This window comes from Brevibacillus sp. Leaf182 (assembly GCF_001423865.2).
GTDB classification, from domain to species: domain Bacteria; phylum Bacillota; class Bacilli; order Brevibacillales; family Brevibacillaceae; genus Brevibacillus; species Brevibacillus brevis_C.
Genome location: NZ_LMPN02000030.1, coordinates 1 through 16,723 on the forward strand (window position 1 = coordinate 1; position 16,723 = coordinate 16,723).

Annotated in this window: 16 protein-coding genes and 13 tRNA genes; 26 read left to right on the plus strand and 3 right to left on the minus strand. The window is 47.6% G+C overall.

What is annotated here, in order from left to right; all coding sequences use genetic code 11:
- Nucleotides 1–81 precede the first annotated feature (81 nt).
- The 13 genes from ASG16_RS20530 (at nt 82) to ASG16_RS20590 (ending at nt 1,564) form a co-directional block, all read left to right on the plus strand.
- Nucleotides 82–155: transfer RNA gene (locus ASG16_RS20530), tRNA-Glu, on the plus strand.
- Between the two features lie 34 nt (nt 156–189).
- Nucleotides 190–265: transfer RNA gene (locus ASG16_RS20535), tRNA-Val, on the plus strand.
- 78 nt (nt 266–343) lie between these two features.
- Nucleotides 344–420: transfer RNA gene (locus ASG16_RS20540), tRNA-Met, on the plus strand.
- A gap of 76 nt (nt 421–496) precedes the next feature.
- A tRNA-Asp gene (locus tag ASG16_RS20545) sits at nt 497–573 on the plus strand.
- Nucleotides 574–673: 100 nt separating this feature from the next.
- Nucleotides 674–749 (plus strand) — tRNA-Thr (locus tag ASG16_RS20550).
- 7 nt (nt 750–756) lie between these two features.
- A tRNA-Tyr gene (locus tag ASG16_RS20555) sits at nt 757–841 on the plus strand.
- 8 nt (nt 842–849) lie between these two features.
- Nucleotides 850–925 (plus strand) — tRNA-Lys (locus ASG16_RS20560).
- 65 nt (nt 926–990) lie between these two features.
- Nucleotides 991–1,077, plus strand: a tRNA-Leu gene (locus ASG16_RS20565).
- A gap of 19 nt (nt 1,078–1,096) precedes the next feature.
- Nucleotides 1,097–1,172: transfer RNA gene (locus tag ASG16_RS20570), tRNA-Gly, on the plus strand.
- Between the two features lie 6 nt (nt 1,173–1,178).
- Nucleotides 1,179–1,252, plus strand: a tRNA-Arg gene (locus tag ASG16_RS20575).
- Between the two features lie 34 nt (nt 1,253–1,286).
- A tRNA-Pro gene (locus ASG16_RS20580) sits at nt 1,287–1,363 on the plus strand.
- 25 nt (nt 1,364–1,388) lie between these two features.
- Nucleotides 1,389–1,476, plus strand: a tRNA-Leu gene (locus ASG16_RS20585).
- Nucleotides 1,477–1,490: 14 nt separating this feature from the next.
- Nucleotides 1,491–1,564 (plus strand) — tRNA-Gly (locus tag ASG16_RS20590).
- A gap of 303 nt (nt 1,565–1,867) precedes the next feature.
- Here ASG16_RS20590 and ASG16_RS20595 read toward each other — a convergent pair.
- Entirely contained in the window at nt 1,868–3,034 is a 1,167-nt protein-coding gene (locus tag ASG16_RS20595) for a sensor histidine kinase (protein ID WP_048033958.1), read from the minus strand.
- A 213-nt stretch (nt 3,035–3,247) separates the two neighbouring features.
- Between ASG16_RS20595 and ASG16_RS20600 the strand changes: the two genes are divergently transcribed.
- The 13 genes from ASG16_RS20600 (at nt 3,248) to ytfJ (ending at nt 12,363) form a co-directional block, all read left to right on the plus strand.
- Nucleotides 3,248–3,898 carry a TerC family protein gene (locus ASG16_RS20600; RefSeq protein WP_056485501.1) on the plus strand — a complete coding sequence of 217 codons (651 nt, stop codon included), beginning with the start codon at nt 3,248–3,250 and terminating at the stop codon, nt 3,896–3,898.
- Between the two features lie 121 nt (nt 3,899–4,019).
- Nucleotides 4,020–4,604, plus strand: a complete 585-nt coding sequence (locus ASG16_RS20605; protein WP_056485505.1) for a YkoP family protein — start codon at nt 4,020–4,022, stop codon at nt 4,602–4,604.
- Nucleotides 4,604–5,734, plus strand: coding sequence for an MGDG synthase family glycosyltransferase (locus ASG16_RS20610; protein WP_056485508.1), 1,131 nt, complete (start codon nt 4,604–4,606; stop codon nt 5,732–5,734). Before ASG16_RS20605 ends, ASG16_RS20610 begins: the two co-directional genes overlap by 1 nt.
- A 79-nt stretch (nt 5,735–5,813) precedes the next feature.
- Nucleotides 5,814–6,020, plus strand: coding sequence for an alpha/beta-type small acid-soluble spore protein (locus ASG16_RS20615; RefSeq protein ID WP_047068578.1), 207 nt, complete (start codon nt 5,814–5,816; stop codon nt 6,018–6,020).
- 150 nt (nt 6,021–6,170) lie between these two features.
- Entirely contained in the window at nt 6,171–6,377 is a 207-nt protein-coding gene (locus ASG16_RS20620) for a DUF1657 domain-containing protein (protein ID WP_007717150.1), read from the plus strand.
- Nucleotides 6,378–6,461: 84 nt separating this feature from the next.
- The gene (locus ASG16_RS20625; protein WP_056485511.1) at nt 6,462–7,322 is read left to right on the plus strand and encodes a DUF421 domain-containing protein; all 861 of its coding nucleotides are present in this window, start codon (nt 6,462–6,464) and stop codon (nt 7,320–7,322) included.
- 15 nt (nt 7,323–7,337) lie between these two features.
- On the plus strand, nt 7,338–7,811 hold the full coding sequence (gene spoVAC / locus ASG16_RS20630) for a stage V sporulation protein AC (RefSeq protein WP_056485514.1): 474 nt from the start codon (nt 7,338–7,340) through the stop codon (nt 7,809–7,811).
- Between the two features lie 3 nt (nt 7,812–7,814).
- Nucleotides 7,815–8,831, plus strand: coding sequence for a stage V sporulation protein AD (gene spoVAD, locus ASG16_RS20635; protein WP_056485517.1), 1,017 nt, complete (start codon nt 7,815–7,817; stop codon nt 8,829–8,831).
- 4 nt (nt 8,832–8,835) lie between these two features.
- Nucleotides 8,836–9,186 (plus strand): stage V sporulation protein AE, encoded by a 351-nt coding sequence (gene spoVAE / locus ASG16_RS20640; RefSeq protein ID WP_048033951.1) that lies wholly within the window; start codon nt 8,836–8,838, stop codon nt 9,184–9,186.
- Between the two features lie 94 nt (nt 9,187–9,280).
- The gene (gene sleB, locus ASG16_RS20645) at nt 9,281–9,928 is read left to right on the plus strand and encodes a spore cortex-lytic enzyme (RefSeq protein WP_056485520.1); all 648 of its coding nucleotides are present in this window, start codon (nt 9,281–9,283) and stop codon (nt 9,926–9,928) included.
- A gap of 149 nt (nt 9,929–10,077) precedes the next feature.
- Nucleotides 10,078–11,046: an S-layer homology domain-containing protein gene (locus ASG16_RS20650; protein ID WP_056485522.1), complete on the plus strand. Its 969-nt coding sequence runs from the start codon at nt 10,078–10,080 to the stop codon at nt 11,044–11,046.
- Nucleotides 11,047–11,112: 66 nt separating this feature from the next.
- A complete protein-coding gene (locus tag ASG16_RS20655) occupies nt 11,113–11,772 on the plus strand; it encodes a DUF2953 domain-containing protein (RefSeq protein WP_056485525.1) in 660 nt (219 codons plus the stop codon).
- Nucleotides 11,773–11,880: 108 nt separating this feature from the next.
- The gene (gene ytfJ, locus ASG16_RS20660; protein ID WP_048033947.1) at nt 11,881–12,363 is read left to right on the plus strand and encodes a GerW family sporulation protein; all 483 of its coding nucleotides are present in this window, start codon (nt 11,881–11,883) and stop codon (nt 12,361–12,363) included.
- Nucleotides 12,364–12,437: 74 nt separating this feature from the next.
- On the opposite strand, the gene ASG16_RS20665 is transcribed toward ytfJ, so the two are convergent.
- Both ASG16_RS20665 and ASG16_RS20670 read right to left on the minus strand, forming a co-directional pair.
- On the minus strand, nt 12,438–13,124 hold the full coding sequence (locus tag ASG16_RS20665; RefSeq protein ID WP_056485529.1) for a hypothetical protein: 687 nt from the start codon (nt 13,122–13,124) through the stop codon (nt 12,438–12,440).
- A gap of 73 nt (nt 13,125–13,197) precedes the next feature.
- Nucleotides 13,198–16,644 (minus strand): pyruvate carboxylase, encoded by a 3,447-nt coding sequence (locus tag ASG16_RS20670; protein ID WP_056485532.1) that lies wholly within the window; start codon nt 16,642–16,644, stop codon nt 13,198–13,200.
- Nucleotides 16,645–16,723 lie beyond the last annotated feature (79 nt).

The following is a 16,723-nucleotide window of genomic DNA, read 5'->3' on the forward strand; positions in this document are numbered from 1 at the left end:
GGCCGAAGGAGCACGATTGGAAATCGTGTAGGCGGTGTCGAACCGTCTCGTGGGTTCAAATCCCACTCCATCCGCCATCTTGGCCCGTTGGTGAAGCGGTTTAACACAGCAGCCTTTCACGCTGTCATACAGGGGTTCGAATCCCCTACGGGTCACCTAGAAAAATCCCTACATATTTGTAGGTGATTTGGAGGCTTAGCTCAGCTGGGAGAGCATCTGCCTTACAAGCAGAGGGTCGGCGGTTCGATCCCGTCAGCCTCCACCACTTATATTAATGGACAAGGAAGGTCAGCTAAAAACGCCACGTCCTGTGGCAACACTGACACTCAGTCGTCCTGACTATCGCGGGATGGAGCAGCTCGGTAGCTCGTCGGGCTCATAACCCGAAGGTCGCAGGTTCAAATCCTGCTCCCGCAACCAACTTTTCTACTTGTACTTTGTTGAGTGATCAGCGTGATCAAGTAGGTCGGAGTGCCCATTGGGTGCAACCAAATATGGAGCTGTGGTGAAGTTGGAGTTCACGCCGGTCTGTCACACCGGAGGTCGCGGGTTCGAGTCCCGTCAGCTCCGCCATCTTTCTTAACAAGATGGCATAGTTCACAAGCATGAAAAAGGTTTAACACAATAAAAAAACCTTGATTTTTCATGAAAGATATGCCATAATTAAAGATATGCCGGTATAGCTCAATTGGTAGAGCACCTGACTTGTAATCAGGGGGTTGTGGGTTCAAGTCCTATTGCCGGCACCATGAAATTGGGGAGATAGTGAAGTGGCTAAACACGGCAGACTGTAAATCTGCTCCCTCCGGGTTCGGCGGTTCGAATCCGTCTCTCCCCACCATTTTTCATGAGCCATTAGCTCAGTTGGTAGAGCATCTGACTTTTAATCAGAGGGTCGAAGGTTCGAGTCCTTCATGGCTCACCAGTTTTTATAAACCCGAAAAGTGAAAGTCGGCTTATTAACAGCTCTGGCTACTTGGATGGGAAAATGCGGTCGTGGCGGAATTGGCAGACGCGCTAGATTCAGGTTCTAGTGGTGGCAACACCGTGGAGGTTCAAGTCCTCTCGACCGCACCAATCAACTTCTTCTTACAATGCGGACGTAGCTCAATTGGTAGAGCGTCGCCTTGCCAAGGCGAAGGTCGAGGGTTCGAGACCCTTCGTCCGCTCCATAACATGTGCCCTTAGCTCAGCTGGATAGAGCGTTTGACTACGAATCAAAAGGTCGGGAGTTCGAATCTCTCAGGGCACGCTTCTTTACTACAAAAGTGAAGAAGAAATAATGTCGGGAAGTAGCTCAGCTTGGTAGAGTACTTGGCTTGGGACCAAGGGGTCGCAGGTTCGAATCCTGTCTTCCCGACCATGATTTGCCCACGTTTTACAGGTTTGCCGGGGTGGCGGAATGGGCAGACGCAACAGACTTAAAATCTGTCGGGAGTTTCTCCCGTACCGGTTCAAGTCCGGTCCTCGGCACCAGCATTTATTTTCATGCGGGTGTAGTTCAATGGTAGAACTCCAGCCTTCCAAGCTGGTCGCGTGGGTTCGATTCCCATCACCCGCTCCATACTTAAAGCAGAGGCAGAGAGCCAACAGGTTCTCTGTTTTTTTTTTGTGTCTAGGAAAACAGGCCTATTTTTACTTGAGGAAAAAGTATGAAGGCTTATCCAATACTTGAGTAGATAAGCCTTTGTTCAATACAGGTATAATTTTTTGTCGAAAGCTGTCTGACGTTTTCTATGGTAGAAACATATGTTTTCGTGTACAGTAAAACTAAGGTCGCTTACCGATGAAATAATTGGTAACGGATCTCTTGCCTTGCCTCCTGCCTTGTCAGGGGGCTTTTTTGCGTGATACAAAAGAGAGCGACCTAGAGAGCTTCCATTCGAGGACCAACTTCCTGGACATTCGCAATAGGCAGAGAAACGATAAAGCGTGTGCGTTTTTCATTGGAATCACAATGGATCGTGCCTTGATGTTTTTCAATAATATTTTTGCAGATGGACAAGCCGATACCTGTCCCATTTTGTTTAGTCGTAAAGAATGGTTGGAAAAGATTTTCGACGATTTCGGTCGGAATCCTTTCGCCGTTGTTTTCCACACTCAAATAGAGCCATCCATCTGAAGAAGTGGAAATGACATGAATATACTTGTCTGTACGATTTTGTACGGCGTCAATGGCATTGTTTAAGAGATTGACGACAACTTGCTTCAAGCCTTCTTCATAGCATGCGAGTGAGCAGGGGTGGATTTGTTTTTCAAAACGTATGTTTTCTCCCACGAGGCGAGGCGTAATCAGCATCTCTACTTCTTCAAGCAGTTCTTCTACTTGAACGATTTTAAAAATTTCGTCGAGAATTGGTTTTTTGGAAAAGCTGAGGAATCCGGTCAGTTGTCGATGTAAATTCTCAAATTCATGCATGACGACTTGGATATACGTCTGAAGCTGGGCCTGTTCCTGTGTAGACTCACCGATCAGCTTCAGGAACCCTTCAATGGCGCACAACGGATTGCGCAGCTCATGAGCCATATTGGCGGCTATTTTACCGAGCATGGTCAATTTGTCGTTATGCAAATAGGAGATCGTTTCTTCCTTCTGGACCAGTTCTTTATTAATCATTTGTTCAAAATGATAAACAGCCCAGAAGACACTTTCATCCATGGCCTTGCCCAGTTGGCTTTCCAAATAGTGCATTTCTTGTGAGGAGAGGGACCATCTTTGTAATTCCGGTTGGAGAACCCGCCAGAATACATTTCGGTACAATTGATACGTGCGCAAAATGGAGGAGAAGGGGAATTCCTGAGAACGAAGCCACTCTCCCATATCTAATGCCCAAGTCTGCATGTCATGATCTACATCCTCAACCAGATAGCGAGCCAAGAGCACTGTTCGTTTTTCCGCAAAATCGCGAGGAATGGTTACGGGAATTTCCATGCTGCGAACAATTTCTTGCAGCCATATTGTGGTGATACTTGGTGTTAAGTCTAAAATCTTCCTTGAAATCTCATAAAGGTTTAGCGTCACAGTCTCCACCATCTCTTATCCACCCCATTAAAATCGTAAGGGAAAATGCCTAATTTAGACAAGGTATAATTAGCCTGATTTCGCAATAAAATGTATTTTTTTCGGAAGTTTTTATCTACAAAATCCGCTGAAAACCGCCTTTTTTCGGAAAAATATTCAATCATGAGTCCGATTCCAGTCGCATAAAGTAGAATGGACGAACTTTATTGGACCAGGGAGGCAGGGATGGGCGAGTATTTTTGGCTGGGTCTTGTACACATCTTTATGATCGATCTGGTATTAAGCAGCGACAATGCTGTGGTCATAGGTATGGCCTGCCGCGGACTCCCAAGAAATGAGAGAAAACGCGCGATTTTATATGGGACATTGGGTGCAATCCTCTTGCGAATTGTGCTAACGGGAATGACTACCTGGATGTTGGATATTCCTCTCGTGAAGGCAATCGGGGGATTATTATTGCTATGGATAGCGTGTAAGCTGATGCTGGGTGAGAATGAAGAGCTCACAGACGTATCGCATAATCAGACAATTGGTCAGGCAGTCAGGACCATCATAGTAGCAGATTTTGTCATGAGTTTGGACAATGTTTTGGCAGTTGGTGGAGCAGCACATGGCGATTTATGGTTAGTTTTGCTGGGGTTAGCTATGAGCATTCCATTATTAATGTGGGGAAGTGTGTGGATCGCCCGCGTGATGAATCGTTTTCCCAGTATGGTCATTATTGGTGGCGGAATTCTTACCTTTACAGCAGTTGATATGTGCCTTCAGGATCCGTATGTCTGGAAGTGGGTGAATCCATTGCTTCTCAATCATATGTGGTTGCCTGTATTGGCTGCCGTAGTGGTTATGTTTTGGGGGCGGATGAAAAGGACGTGAAAAGGTGATGAGGATTGTGCATTGTTGGGCATACTACAACAAAGGTCATGACCGTTTTTGCGGAATGGAAGTGGTCGCTTCCAGCTGAATGAAAACATAGCGGGAAAGGAACTATTTCGAAATGAATACAAGCCTCTTGATGCTATGGGGATGCTGGGATGAAATCTACCAGCGTTGCACCAGACTTACCTATATTGAGAAAGGGAACAATATATTTCGCGTTGTTGTTTTACGCTATCGGGGAGAGACACTCGTTACTACCGATAACTGCATCATTCATGACGGGGATTTGATCTTAAAGCTACATATCCACAATTATTACTTTGCGACATTGTGCAAAGGAGTGAAGGATGAACTGCGCGTGGCACTTCTTTTGCGAAGACATATCCTCCAATCACTGCCGAAGCTAGCCACGTTCCTGAATTCCATGGAAAATAAAGACCAAATAAAAGGGATAGTGGGAACGACCATGCTACATAAAGGGGTAACACCCCTGGGCTTCTCCATTTCTGATGTGCCCATGACTTGGTTTTTCCGATACAAGCGATGGTATTTGCGTCTCATGCTGAGAATCGTGCATCCCAATGGCAAGCGACGATTGCAATCATGGAATCATGAAAGGCCCCTAAAGCGTGTTTATATGTCCAAGGAATTTTTACTTAATCGATATGCTGAGGGCAAGCAGCCTCTAGGAGAGTCCTACTAATGGCAAAGCGGTTTCTGTTAGTGACAGAGGAATGGGCAGGGAGTGGTCATCGGATGGCTGCTGAAGCTCTGCAAGAAGTTTTACTGGAAATGGAGGGTGCACGATCGGCGCGAGTGGTGGGAGGACTGAAAACCGCCAGTCCAGGCTTACGTGTGCTCTCTCATTTTTTTTATCGCAATATGCTGCGCTACGGTCAACCCGTGTGGCAACGCATCTATGAACAGGAAGAAATGCTGGGCAGTGCATTGACCAAAGCACTGGGATGGTGGCTATCCGCTCGATTAACCAATCAACTATTACAAGAAGAGAAGCCAGATGTCGTCATCGCCACGCATGCATACTGCTTGTCCGCATTGGCAGAAGCAAAAAGAAGGGTGTCCAAGCCTTTTCAGCTCGTTTGTGTGCCCACGGACTATCATATTAACCGGTTTTGGGTTCATCCAGAAATTGATGCATACATGGTGGCCCATGAGCAAATTGCACAAATTCTAATCGAACGCTATAGGATTGCTCCTGAAAAAACCCATGTTTATGGCATTCCAGTTCGGTCTGCTTTTACAACAGCGCTGCATACCGACAAAGCGGCTTGGAAACAGCAACTAGGTCTCGTGCAAGATCAATTCACCGTGCTGATTGGTGGGGGAGAAGGCGGGTATGGTGGTGTAGAGCGGGTCGTACGAGAGTTGCTGTTGGAAGAGCAACCTTTGCAGATTGTAGTCGTGACAGGGAAGAATACAAGCCTGTACAGACGACTGACGGGCTTGTTGGGTACAGAGAGCACTGACCATCGTATTCTATTGAAAGGATATGAGCCGCAAATGTGGCAGTGGATTGGAGCGGCGGACGTCTATATAACGAAGCCAGGTGGCATTTCATGCGCGGAGTCACTCGCTCTTAAGACACCGCTCATTTTATTTCACCCATTGCCTGGACAAGAAAAGCATAATTGCTCCTTTTTACTCGAGCAACAAGCGGCGATCTTGGCTGAAACGCCGGTAGAAATCAAAGAAATCATCAGGTCATGGCGTAAGTCTGAAAAAAGGGATGCTTTCGTAGGATGTTTGGACAAGCTCGGGCGACCAGAAGCAGCTCATCAAATAGCCCAGGCTCTGCTCCGTCTAACAGACTAAAATTGGAAGAAAAAAAGGACGCATGAACAAGCAAAACTTCACACATATTAAACTTACAAACGACGAGGAGGTGATATAGATGGCTAACAACAACAGCGGATCTCGTAACAACTTGCTGGTTCCTCAAGCAAACCAAGCTCTGGATCAACTGAAATACGAAATCGCATCCGAATTCGGCGTTCAGCTCGGAGCAGACACCACTTCCCGTCAAAACGGTTCAGTTGGAGGAGAGATTACAAAACGTCTTGTCTCCTTTGCTGAGCAACAACTGGCTGGACGTGGCTAATCTCATAAGCTGGATGAAGGGAGGCACCTATGGTGTCTCTCTTTTTATTTTTCCAATGAAAGGGAAATTATTGACAAATAAAAATGAAGCAGATCACCGCATAAATAATGGGTGGACGCGGATTCTATATGTGTTAGGAGGTGAGTGGATATGACAGTAGGAGCACAAGTAAAACAAACGCTTGCCAGCTTGAAAGGTGCACAAGCAGATTTTGAAACGTTTGCTCTTAGCACGCAAAACAAGAAAGCAAAGCAATTGTATTCGCAAGCAGCAGAGCAAACGCAATCCATCGTAGACAACCTCCAGCAGCGTGTAACGGAGCTGGAAAAGGAAGAACCACAGTTTAAGGGATTCTAGTGGAAGTATAGGGAAAGGGAGAGGGACTTCCTCTCTCTTGGTTTTACTATCTATAAAAATCACCTCAGGTGATGGAGGTGGCTTATGCCTGATTGGTTATCCATCCTTTTGCGCTCAATAGGCGCTGTTGCTTACTTATTTCTATTGACAAAGATCATTGGGAAAAGGCAAATCAAGCAACTTACATACATTGAATATATCGTCGGCATCAGCATCGGTTCAATTGCGGCTTTTATGGCAACCGAAATGGATGGGCCGGTCTACCATAGTTTGATCGCCATGGGGATTTTTGCGCTTTTCCCTTATTTAATGGAGTGGCTTTCACTCAAGAGCAAGGTTCTCCGCGACTTATTTGAAGGGAAATCAACGGTTCTCATCAAGGAAGGCAAAATTTTGGAAGACAATCTGAAAAAGGAACGATTGACCGCGGAAGACTTGATGGAACAATTACGAATCAAAAACGTGTTCCGAGTAGCCGATGTAGAGTTTGCGTTAATGGAAACAAGCGGGGAAGTCAGTGTCCTCTTAAAATCAGAGAGTCAGCCGGTAACCCCCAAACATCTTGAATTGACAGTGGCTCCTACGGAAGAGAATCAAGTGGTCATTATGGATGGCGTGATCATGGACGAGCCTTTAGCAACAGCAGGTCTGAATCGCAGATGGGTGCGCACGGAGCTGCAAAAAGCGGGAGTGGCTTTGGAAAATGTTTTCCTCGGCCAAGTAGACAAAGGTGGCGAGCTCTATCTCGACCTGTATGACGATAAACTGATGGTTCCCGGTGCCCAAGCGATGAAGCTGGCTTTTGCTACACTGAAAAAATGTCAGGCGGATTTGGAGCTATATGCACTTAATACAAAAAATGAGCAAATGAAGCGTACCTACCAAACCGATTCGGAACAGCTACAAGAGATTATCGATCAAGTAAAACCGTTTATGATACGGTAAAAAGGAGTAAGGGACATGGCAGATCAAAAAAAGAAAAAGCTGACCCCCGTCCAGCAAGAATATCAGCAATTGGCAAAGACGCATGAGCCACCGCGACCGCTTCTGCGCAATTTTACCCGGGCATTTTTAGTGGGTGGCGGCATTTGTGTGATCGGACAAGGGATACAAGAAATGTTCATTCACTACTTCCATTTTACGGAGAAAACCGCTGGGAATCCTACAGTAGCTGTCCTGATCATTCTTTCTGCTCTTTTGACCGGTCTAGGACTATATGACCGGATTGCCCAATGGGCAGGGGCAGGTACGAGTGTGCCAGTTACGGGTTTTGCCAACTCGATTGCATCTGCGGCGATCGAGCATCGCAGCGAAGGATTTGTACTGGGGGTCGGCGGTAACATGTTCAAGCTCGCGGGGTCAGTGATTGTGTTTGGAGTAGCGGCGGCATTCGTTGTTGGCTTGATCAAAACATTGTTTACGATGGGAGGCTGACGGATGCGCCAAGGTCATCAGTCTTGGGTCTTTCCTTTAAAACCTGTCATTCTCGGTCACGCTGCGATAGGTGGGCCTTTTGAGGCTAAGGGACCGTTAGCCGACGACTTTGATATCTTGCACGGTGACTTGATGATTGGACAAGACAGTTGGGAAAAGGCGGAGAAAGTCCTGCTAGAAGAAGCGTGCTCGAAAGCAGTGGAGAAAGCGGGGCTCACGAAAGAGCAAATAAACTTTATGCTTGCCGGGGATTTAATGAACCAGATCATATCTGCCAGCTTTTCGGCCCGGACGCTTTCGATTCCGTTTCTGGGGATTTTCGGAGCGTGCTCAACAGCGATGGAAGGCTTGGCTTTGGCTGCTCTCATGGTGAATAGTCAAGCTGCTGAATACGTCTTGGCTGCTACCTCCAGTCACAATGGGGCTGCGGAAAAGCAATATCGTTATCCAACGGAGTACGGTTCACAGAAGCCCCCAACGGCACAATGGACCGTAACGGGAGCAGGGGCTGCTGTTGTAGCCAGTCAGGGTAAGGGATTGCGGGTTACGGGAGCCACCATCGGGCATGTAGTCGATATGGGATTGACAGATCCATTCAATATGGGGGCAGCGATGGCGCCAGCCGCGTTATCCACGATTGAGTCGCATTTTCGTGACTTTCAGCTCCCTCACGATCATTATGATTTGATTGTAACAGGGGATTTAGGACGAACGGGCCATGCCATTTTATCTGATCTGTTGCCCAAGCATCACATGCGCATTCCACTAGAGCGTTATGTCGATTGCGGGAAGCTCATTTATGGAGAAAATCCAAATGTGTGGTCAGGTGGTAGCGGATGTGGCTGTATCGCTACAGTGACGTACGGGCACCTACTTCGGCGGATGAAGCAAGGAGAATGGAAGCGGATCTTGCTGGTTGCCACGGGAGCCCTCTTATCCCCGTTGACCTTCCAGCAGGGAGAAAGTATTCCTTGCATCGCCCATGCCGTGGCTGTTGAGTCGGAGCAACTTGGAGAGTGATACCATGATGTTTTTGTGGGCGTTTCTCGTAGGAGGAACGATTTGCTTAATCGGTCAATTTCTCATGGATGTCGTCAAGCTCACACCTGCCCATACGATGTCTTCTCTTGTAGTCAGTGGAGCAGTGCTAGACGGACTTGGTCTGTATGAGCCACTGGTTAATTTTGCCGGAGCAGGAGCGACAGTACCCATCACGAGCTTCGGAAATGCACTGGTGCACGGGGCAATGGCGGAGGCCGAGAAGCATGGAGTTATTGGCATTATTACCGGCATTTTTGAAGTGACGAGTGCGGGGATTTCGGCTGCTATCGTCTTCGGATTTATCACGGCAGTCTTGTTTCGACCAAAAGGATAATAGCAGGTACATGTTGCCATTTGTGCCAAAATACTTGAATTGAACCTACTTTCGCCAACTTGTAGAATGAGTTGGGTAAAGGAGGGAACAATTTATGTGGTGGAGCAAGAAAGCAGTAACAACCTTGCTTGCTGCCTTTATGGCTGTAGCGTTTATCATCCCGGCCGACTCCCTGGCAGCTACACAGATTCAACGAGGTAGTGTGAACGGGGATGTATGGGATTTGCAGTATCGTTTGCAGATGCTGGGCTACTACAATGGCAATTTGGATGGCATTTACGGTGCGAATACAACAAAGGCCGTCAGACAGTTTCAAAAAGCATACGGATTACAGATTGACGGTATCACTGGTCCAAATACATGGCGCGTTCTAAAGAAAGTGTCGGTAAATAAAGCGGAAATGCAGATGCTGGCGCAACTGGTTTATTCCGAAGCACGTGGAGAACCTTATGAGGGCCAAGTGGCTGTGGCTGCGGTCGCGTTAAACCGTGTCCAGTCTAAAAACTTTCCCAATACACTTGCCGGTGTCATCTTTGAGCCATTAGCGTTTACTGCAGTAGATGATGGACAATTCTGGATGACTCCTAACAAGACTGCTTACCAGGCAGCTTGGGATGCTGTACGAGGATGGGACCCGACAAACAATTCTCTTTACTACTTTAACCCTGTTACGGCGACCTCCGATTGGATTTGGTCTCGTACACAAGTGAAGAAGATCGGCAAACACATTTTTGCCATATAACCATTGTTCATGCAGCCCTTGAAACAGTCTTCGTCATGATGCTGTTCGAGGGCTTTCCTTTTGACTGGAAACTATTGTTCATTGTTTTTGCAAAATAGTTCGATAAAATGATACGAAAGGATTCGCATATTTCCCCATGGAGGTTGATGATGAAGAAACGGATGATCCTTGCCTCGCTGGCAACCTTTTTACTCATAGGTACACCAGTTGTCGAGGCAGAAACAACTCACATGAATGAAACACCTTATGTAGATATTAGCGGCCATTGGGCAGAACAAGAAATCAATCAACTATACATAGCCGACGTAATTGGAAAAAACGAATATTTTCGACCTGATGACAACGTGACATTGGGCGAACTACTCACGATGTTTGTGAATGCCAAAGGAATTGAACCTCTTGGCAACAAGCAATCATCCTTTGCGGACGTACCGGCAAACAGTTGGCTGTCGTCCTATGCAGAGACGGCCTATCGACTGGGAATTGTCCATGGGCAGAAGCAGGGAAATCACCTATACTTACATCCGGATGCCCCAGTAAAAAGAGCAGAGCTCGCCTCTATTCTGGTAAGAACGATGGGGGACAGCGGAGTAGTCAATAACTTGAAGTGGTCTACGACGATCCAGACATTGAACCAATACCCAGATGGGAACAACGTGAAAGAGAAAGAGCAGCGCCCACTCGTTTACGCCATGCAAAACGGGTTAATGGGTGCTTATGAGGACGGTACATTAAAGCCGAACAAGTACATGACGAGGGCTGAAGCTGCCACATACGCGGCCCTTCACTTGCTTCCGGATAAGCCGAGAATGACAAAAGCCCTCGCAAACGGGACACCTTTTCGCCAGGAATTAACGGTACAGACGACTGCTTACAGCTACACGAACGACAAGATCCTGTCGTATCTGGAGTATCCACTACGCGAAGGTGTTGTAGCGGTTGATCCAAATGTCATCCCGCTTGGTACGCACTTGTACATCGATGGCTACGGTTATGCAGTGGCTGCTGATATCGGTGGTGCGGTAAAGCAACGCCATGTGGATCTCTATCTTCCGACGTTGAACGAAGCTGAAAATCACGGCTTGCAAAAAGGCGTTAAAGTATACGTGCTTGATTAATAAAAATGCTGAACATATTTCCTGCTCTTTCCACTCATACTAACGTGGAAGGGGTGGGATTTTTTCATGGTATGGGTGTTGCTAGGATTGCTTGGTTTATTTGTCCTACTAGTAATCACGCCAATACAGTTGACGTGTTTATACAGTCGCGAGGGCGATAATGATCAATTGGAGATTACGATTGCAGCTTGGGGTATCATTCGCAGGAAATACGAAATTCCCATTCTCCTCTTGAAAATGACAGAAGCTGGGCCAGAGCTTGTTGCAAAGGTGGAAACGATCCAGCATGGAAGCAAGCTTCGGGAAAAGGTCAAAGATTTTACGCGGAGACAAGTGAAATTATGGTATCGCAATTATCGTGACGTGTTAGAAAGAGTACGTGACTTGCTGCCTTTGCTAAAAGACCTGTTCAAACAAATTCGCTGTTCGAAGTTAGAATGGCATACGTTGTTGGGCACAGGTCAGGCAGCGGAAACAGGAGCGCTGACAGGACTAATCTGGGGAGTGAAAAGCTTGATTGTCGGGATTCTCTCCCACTCCATCTCTTTACAGACGATGCCTGCCATGAGTGTACAGCCTGTCTGGAACCAAGCACTTCTACATACGAAAGTTCAAGCGGTGTTGCATTTTAATTTGGGTCAGTTCGTTTTCTACGCGCTAAAAGTCTTTCTGCGGATTCGAAAAAGTAAACAGCGAAAATGGCAAGCTGCGCCTACGCGTGCCTAATCACAAATGTGAGAGCATGCATATTTATTCCCTTGTGCAGGGTACATGCTTCGGATTTGTTGGGGGAATGATAAAACATGACACAGATAGGAAGGAGGAGCGACAAATATGGCAGACCACCCGATTCAAGGCCTCATGAGAACAGCGATGGAAAATCTGAAGCAAATGGTGGACGTGAATACAATCATTGGTGATCCTGTTGAGACACCTGACGGTAGTGTCATTCTTCCGATCTCCAAGGTAGGATTTGGTTTCGCGGCCGGGGGTAGTGAGTTCCAATACGATCAGCATCATAATGGCCACCAACACCATCAGCAACATGAACATACGGGTCACCCGTTTGGCGGGGGTAGTGGGGGCGGTGTCTCCATCACGCCTGTAGCTTTTTTGGTCGTAGGCAAACAAGGAATTCGTTCGATTCCGCTTGAAAATACAACCCATCTCTACGACCGGATTTTGGATTCTGTTCCGCAAATCGTGGATAAAGTTCAGGGGATGTTTACCAAATCCGATGAACCTACTGTTTATTCCAATACGATAATTGCCAGAGCAGAAGAACAAGATTTGGAAGACCTTATGGATAGAAAGTAAAAAGTAAGACAAGCACAAAACAGGTATGCTCCATAAAAGGGGCATACCTGTTTTTCGGTAGTAAGCGTATGGCATTACCAGAGTTCGTTTACATACAAGCCTGTTTTCGCAACATGCTGATAATGAAGGCTCGAGCTGGAGGAGGAGATATAAGGATGGAGGGCCATCGCTTCCTCGTAGTAACGTGAAAAGGAGCCAAGGGGCTTGCTTTGTAATCCCAATGTACCTGCTCGGAATGCTTGGGCTACACGCTCCATTGTATTTGTATAGTCCACATAGCTGGTCTGTACGGCCTCCAACCATTTCTCATCGTCCATTTCCAGTTGTCCATCTGGTAACAGCTTGAGTCCAAACGTTTGGAGTTTTTCCTCTGCGTCTTTTGCCACTTGAGCGAATGCATCCAGCTTTTGTGTCGTCAAGGTATCTGCTTTTTCCGCAAGAAATAGCTGCAGGCGATTGTATTTACTTACTAATGACTGTGTTCGCTCATGTAATAGCTCAATGTCAGGTCCAGCCTCGCTGTCTTTCCCGGCGGCAATGAATTCCCGAGCACTCTTCTCCAGATCTGAGGAAAACCGGTACAGACGCGATAAGGAATCGGAAAGCTCCGTTGTCCATTGCTGATGACGAGTGTAGTACGGCTGCAAATTAAAACTGAGAATCGGATTGACTGGGGTGCTTAGTTTTGCCTGAAGCATATGGGAATGATAGCGGCCTACCCGCTGCGTAAATGGAACATGGCTGACTCGATTCGTTTTCATGTCGCTCACCTCCTCAAATGTAAATGGAATGAATCCCCAGGAACAATTTACTATCTCCTATTATAGACGAAGCCTACTCCATTTCAATGAGCAGATCGCCAGTTTGAATCGCTTCGCCTGCTTTCACGTAGACGGCTTTAATTTTTCCGTCGAGTGGGGCTTGAATCGTCGTCTCCATTTTCATCGCTTCACTTACCAGAAGATGCTCGCCTTTTCGTACCTTGTCACCTTCTGCTACAAGCACCTTGAGCACTTTTCCTGGCATGGAGGCACCGAGGTGGGCAGGGTTTTGCGCTTCTGCTTTTCGGCGAATCAGTTCAGAGACTTTTGCGGATTGGTCACGGATGAAAATTTCACGTGGCTGTCCGTTTAGTTCAAAATAGATGATGCGTCGGCCATCTGGATGAAGCTCGCCGACTGCGACCAGCTTGATAATCAATGTTTTACCACGCTCGATCGTGATGGCGGTTTCCTCACCCGGTCGCAATCCGTAGAAAAACGTTCCCGTATCCAATACCGACAGATCACCATATTCCTTCAGGCGTTGTTCAAATTGCAAATAGACTTGCGGATACATGATATAGGACAGGACGTCTAAATGACTGGGCTCACGTCCGATTTTGGTTTCCAACTCAGCAGCAACTTGCGCAAAGTCGATGGGCGCGAGCAATTCGCCAGGACGTGCCGTAAAGGCATCGCGACCTTTTAGCACGAGCTCCTGCAATTTCTTCGGGAATCCTCCCGGCGGTTGACCGAGATACCCTTGGAAAAATTGAATGACGGAATCCGGAAAGTCGAGGCGAGTGCCTTTCTCCCAAATGTTTTCCTCATTCAAATTGTTTTGGACCATGAACAGGGCCATATCACCGACGACCTTGGATGACGGCGTCACTTTTACGATGTCGCCACACATCTGATTGACGACAGCATACATGTGCTTCACTTCGTCCCAACGACCTTCCAGTCCAACCGCTTTGGCTTGCTGCTCCAAATTGGTGTATTGGCCTCCAGGCATTTCATGAACGTACACCTCGGTGTTACTCGCTCTCATGCCGCTTTCAAAGCCTTGGTAGTACGGACGTACATCCTCCCAGTAATCAGACAGCTTGTTGAACGATTCAAGAGATAAGCCAGTCTCACGCTCCGTATGGGCCAAGCTCGCGATCAACCCGTTCAAGCTTGGCTGGGAAGTGAGTCCAGACATGGAGCTGACGCAAGCATCGACGATATCCACGCCTGCTTCGATCGCTTTCAGAAGCATGGCGCCAGCGTTTCCTGACGTATCGTGCGTATGCAGATGGATCGGAATGCTGATTTCTTGTTTTAAAGCAGAGACGAGGGAATAAGCAGCATACGGCTTCAAAAGACCTGCCATATCCTTGATCGCGAGAATATGGGCACCTGCTTTTTCCAATTCCTTAGCCAGATTGACATAGTAGGCCAAGCTGTATTTGGTCTTGGTCGGGTCCAGAATATCGCCGGTGTAGCAAATCGCTGCTTCGGCGACCTTGCCAGATTCACGTACGGCTTCAATGGCTGTTTGCATTCCGGGAAGCCAGTTCAGGCTGTCAAAGATCCGAAAGACATCGATGCCGTTTTCCGCAGAGGCTTTGACAAAGGCATGAATCACATTATCCGGGTAATTGGTGTAGCCTACGCCATTTGCTCCGCGCAAGAGCATTTGGAACAGAACATTCGGTATGCGCTGGCGAAGGATTTGCAGCCGTTCCCAGGGAGATTCCTGCAAAAAGCGCATCGTCGTGTCAAAAGTGGCACCGCCCCACATCTCTAGCGAGAAGAGCCCGGAACCGAGCTTGCCTGTTGCTTCTGCAACGGAAGCGAGATCGTAGCTGCGCACACGTGTCGCAAACAAAGACTGGTGGGCATCGCGGAATGTCGTGTCTGTGACAAGCACCTGCTTTTGTGCCTGAATCCAGCGTACCAGACCGTCGGCACCTTCTTTATCCAAAATTTGCTTCGTACCGTCCGGATATGGCTGGGTAAATGGTGTCCGCGGGATGCGAGGCGAGTCGAAGTGCGGCTTTTTCTCCGATTTCTGAAGACCAGGATATCCGTTGACAATCGTGTCTCCGATATAAGATAGTAATTTGGTACCGCGGTCCTGACGGCCAGGGAAGATGAACAGCTCTGGTTTGGTGTCAATAAAGGATGTATCGTAGTTACCACTCAAAAAATCAGGATGTGTCACGACATTTTCCAAAAACGGCAGGTTCGTTTTCACGCCACGGATACGGAACTCACGCAATGTACGCAGCATTTTACGAGCTGCTTGATCAAAGCTCGCGCCATACGTAGAAATCTTGACCAGTAGCGAGTCATAAAACGGGGTAATGATCGCGCCTGGATAACCATTGCCACCGTCCAGCCTTACACCGAAGCCGCCACCGGAACGCCAGGCGGACAAGCGACCGGCATCTGGCAGGAAGTTGTTTTCAGCGTCTTCTGTCGTGACACGGCACTGGATGGCAAAACCACTCATCTGGATATCACTTTGCGCTCGAATGCCAATCTCCTCATCGGAGAGCGCATGGCCCTCGGCTACGCGAATCTGCGACTGAACAATGTCAATTCCAGTGATGAGCTCCGTGATGGTATGCTCTACTTGAATACGTGGATTGACTTCTATAAAGTAAAAACGCTTGTCCGGCGTCAACAAAAACTCGACAGTTCCAGCGTTCGAATAACCGGCTTTTTTCATGAGAGTGAGAGCAGCCTGGCAAATATCTTCACGCAGTTTGTCGTCCAGCGATAGGCTCGGTGCTACTTCAACCACTTTTTGATGGCGCCGTTGAACGGAGCAATCGCGCTCATACAGATGGACGATGTTTCCTTGGTTGTCACCGAGAATTTGGACCTCGATGTGTTTGGGCTGCTCCAAGTATCGCTCCAAATACACCTTGGCATTGCCGAAGGAAGAGCGGGCCTCGGAACGTGCACGATCTAACGAATCCTGCAATTCCTCCTGACTGCGGACGATACGCATGCCACGCCCTCCGCCGCCAGATACACCTTTAATAATGATGGGGTAGCCGTATTCTTTGGCAAAAAGAAGCGCCTCTTGGAGTGTTTCGATTGGCTCCGGAGTGCCTGGAATCACTGGGATTTCCGCTTCAATCGCAAGACGACGTGCTTCAACCTTGTCCCCGAATTTGTCGATCAGCTCAGGGGATGGTCCAATGAAAATGATACCTTCCTCTTGGCAACGCTTTGCAAAATCAGCATTTTCAGCAAGAAATCCATAGCCTGGGTGAATGGCATCGATATCGTTGCGCTTGGCAATTTCGATGATACTTTCGATATCGAGGTAAGCCTCAATAGGCCCTTTTCCCGCACCGACCAAGTAAGACTCGTCAGCCTTGAAGCGATGGATAGAAACATTGTCCTGCTCGGAGTATACGGCTACCGTACGTATGCCGAGTTCCGTTGCTGCCCGAAAGATCCGAATGGCGATCTCACCGCGGTTTGCTACCAGTAGGCGATTGATTTTTCTCTTTTTCATTATTCTCTCCCCCTTACGTCTCGGAAAAAAAGACGCATTAAAATTATATATAGAACAAATATACAAAATTTTCTCGACA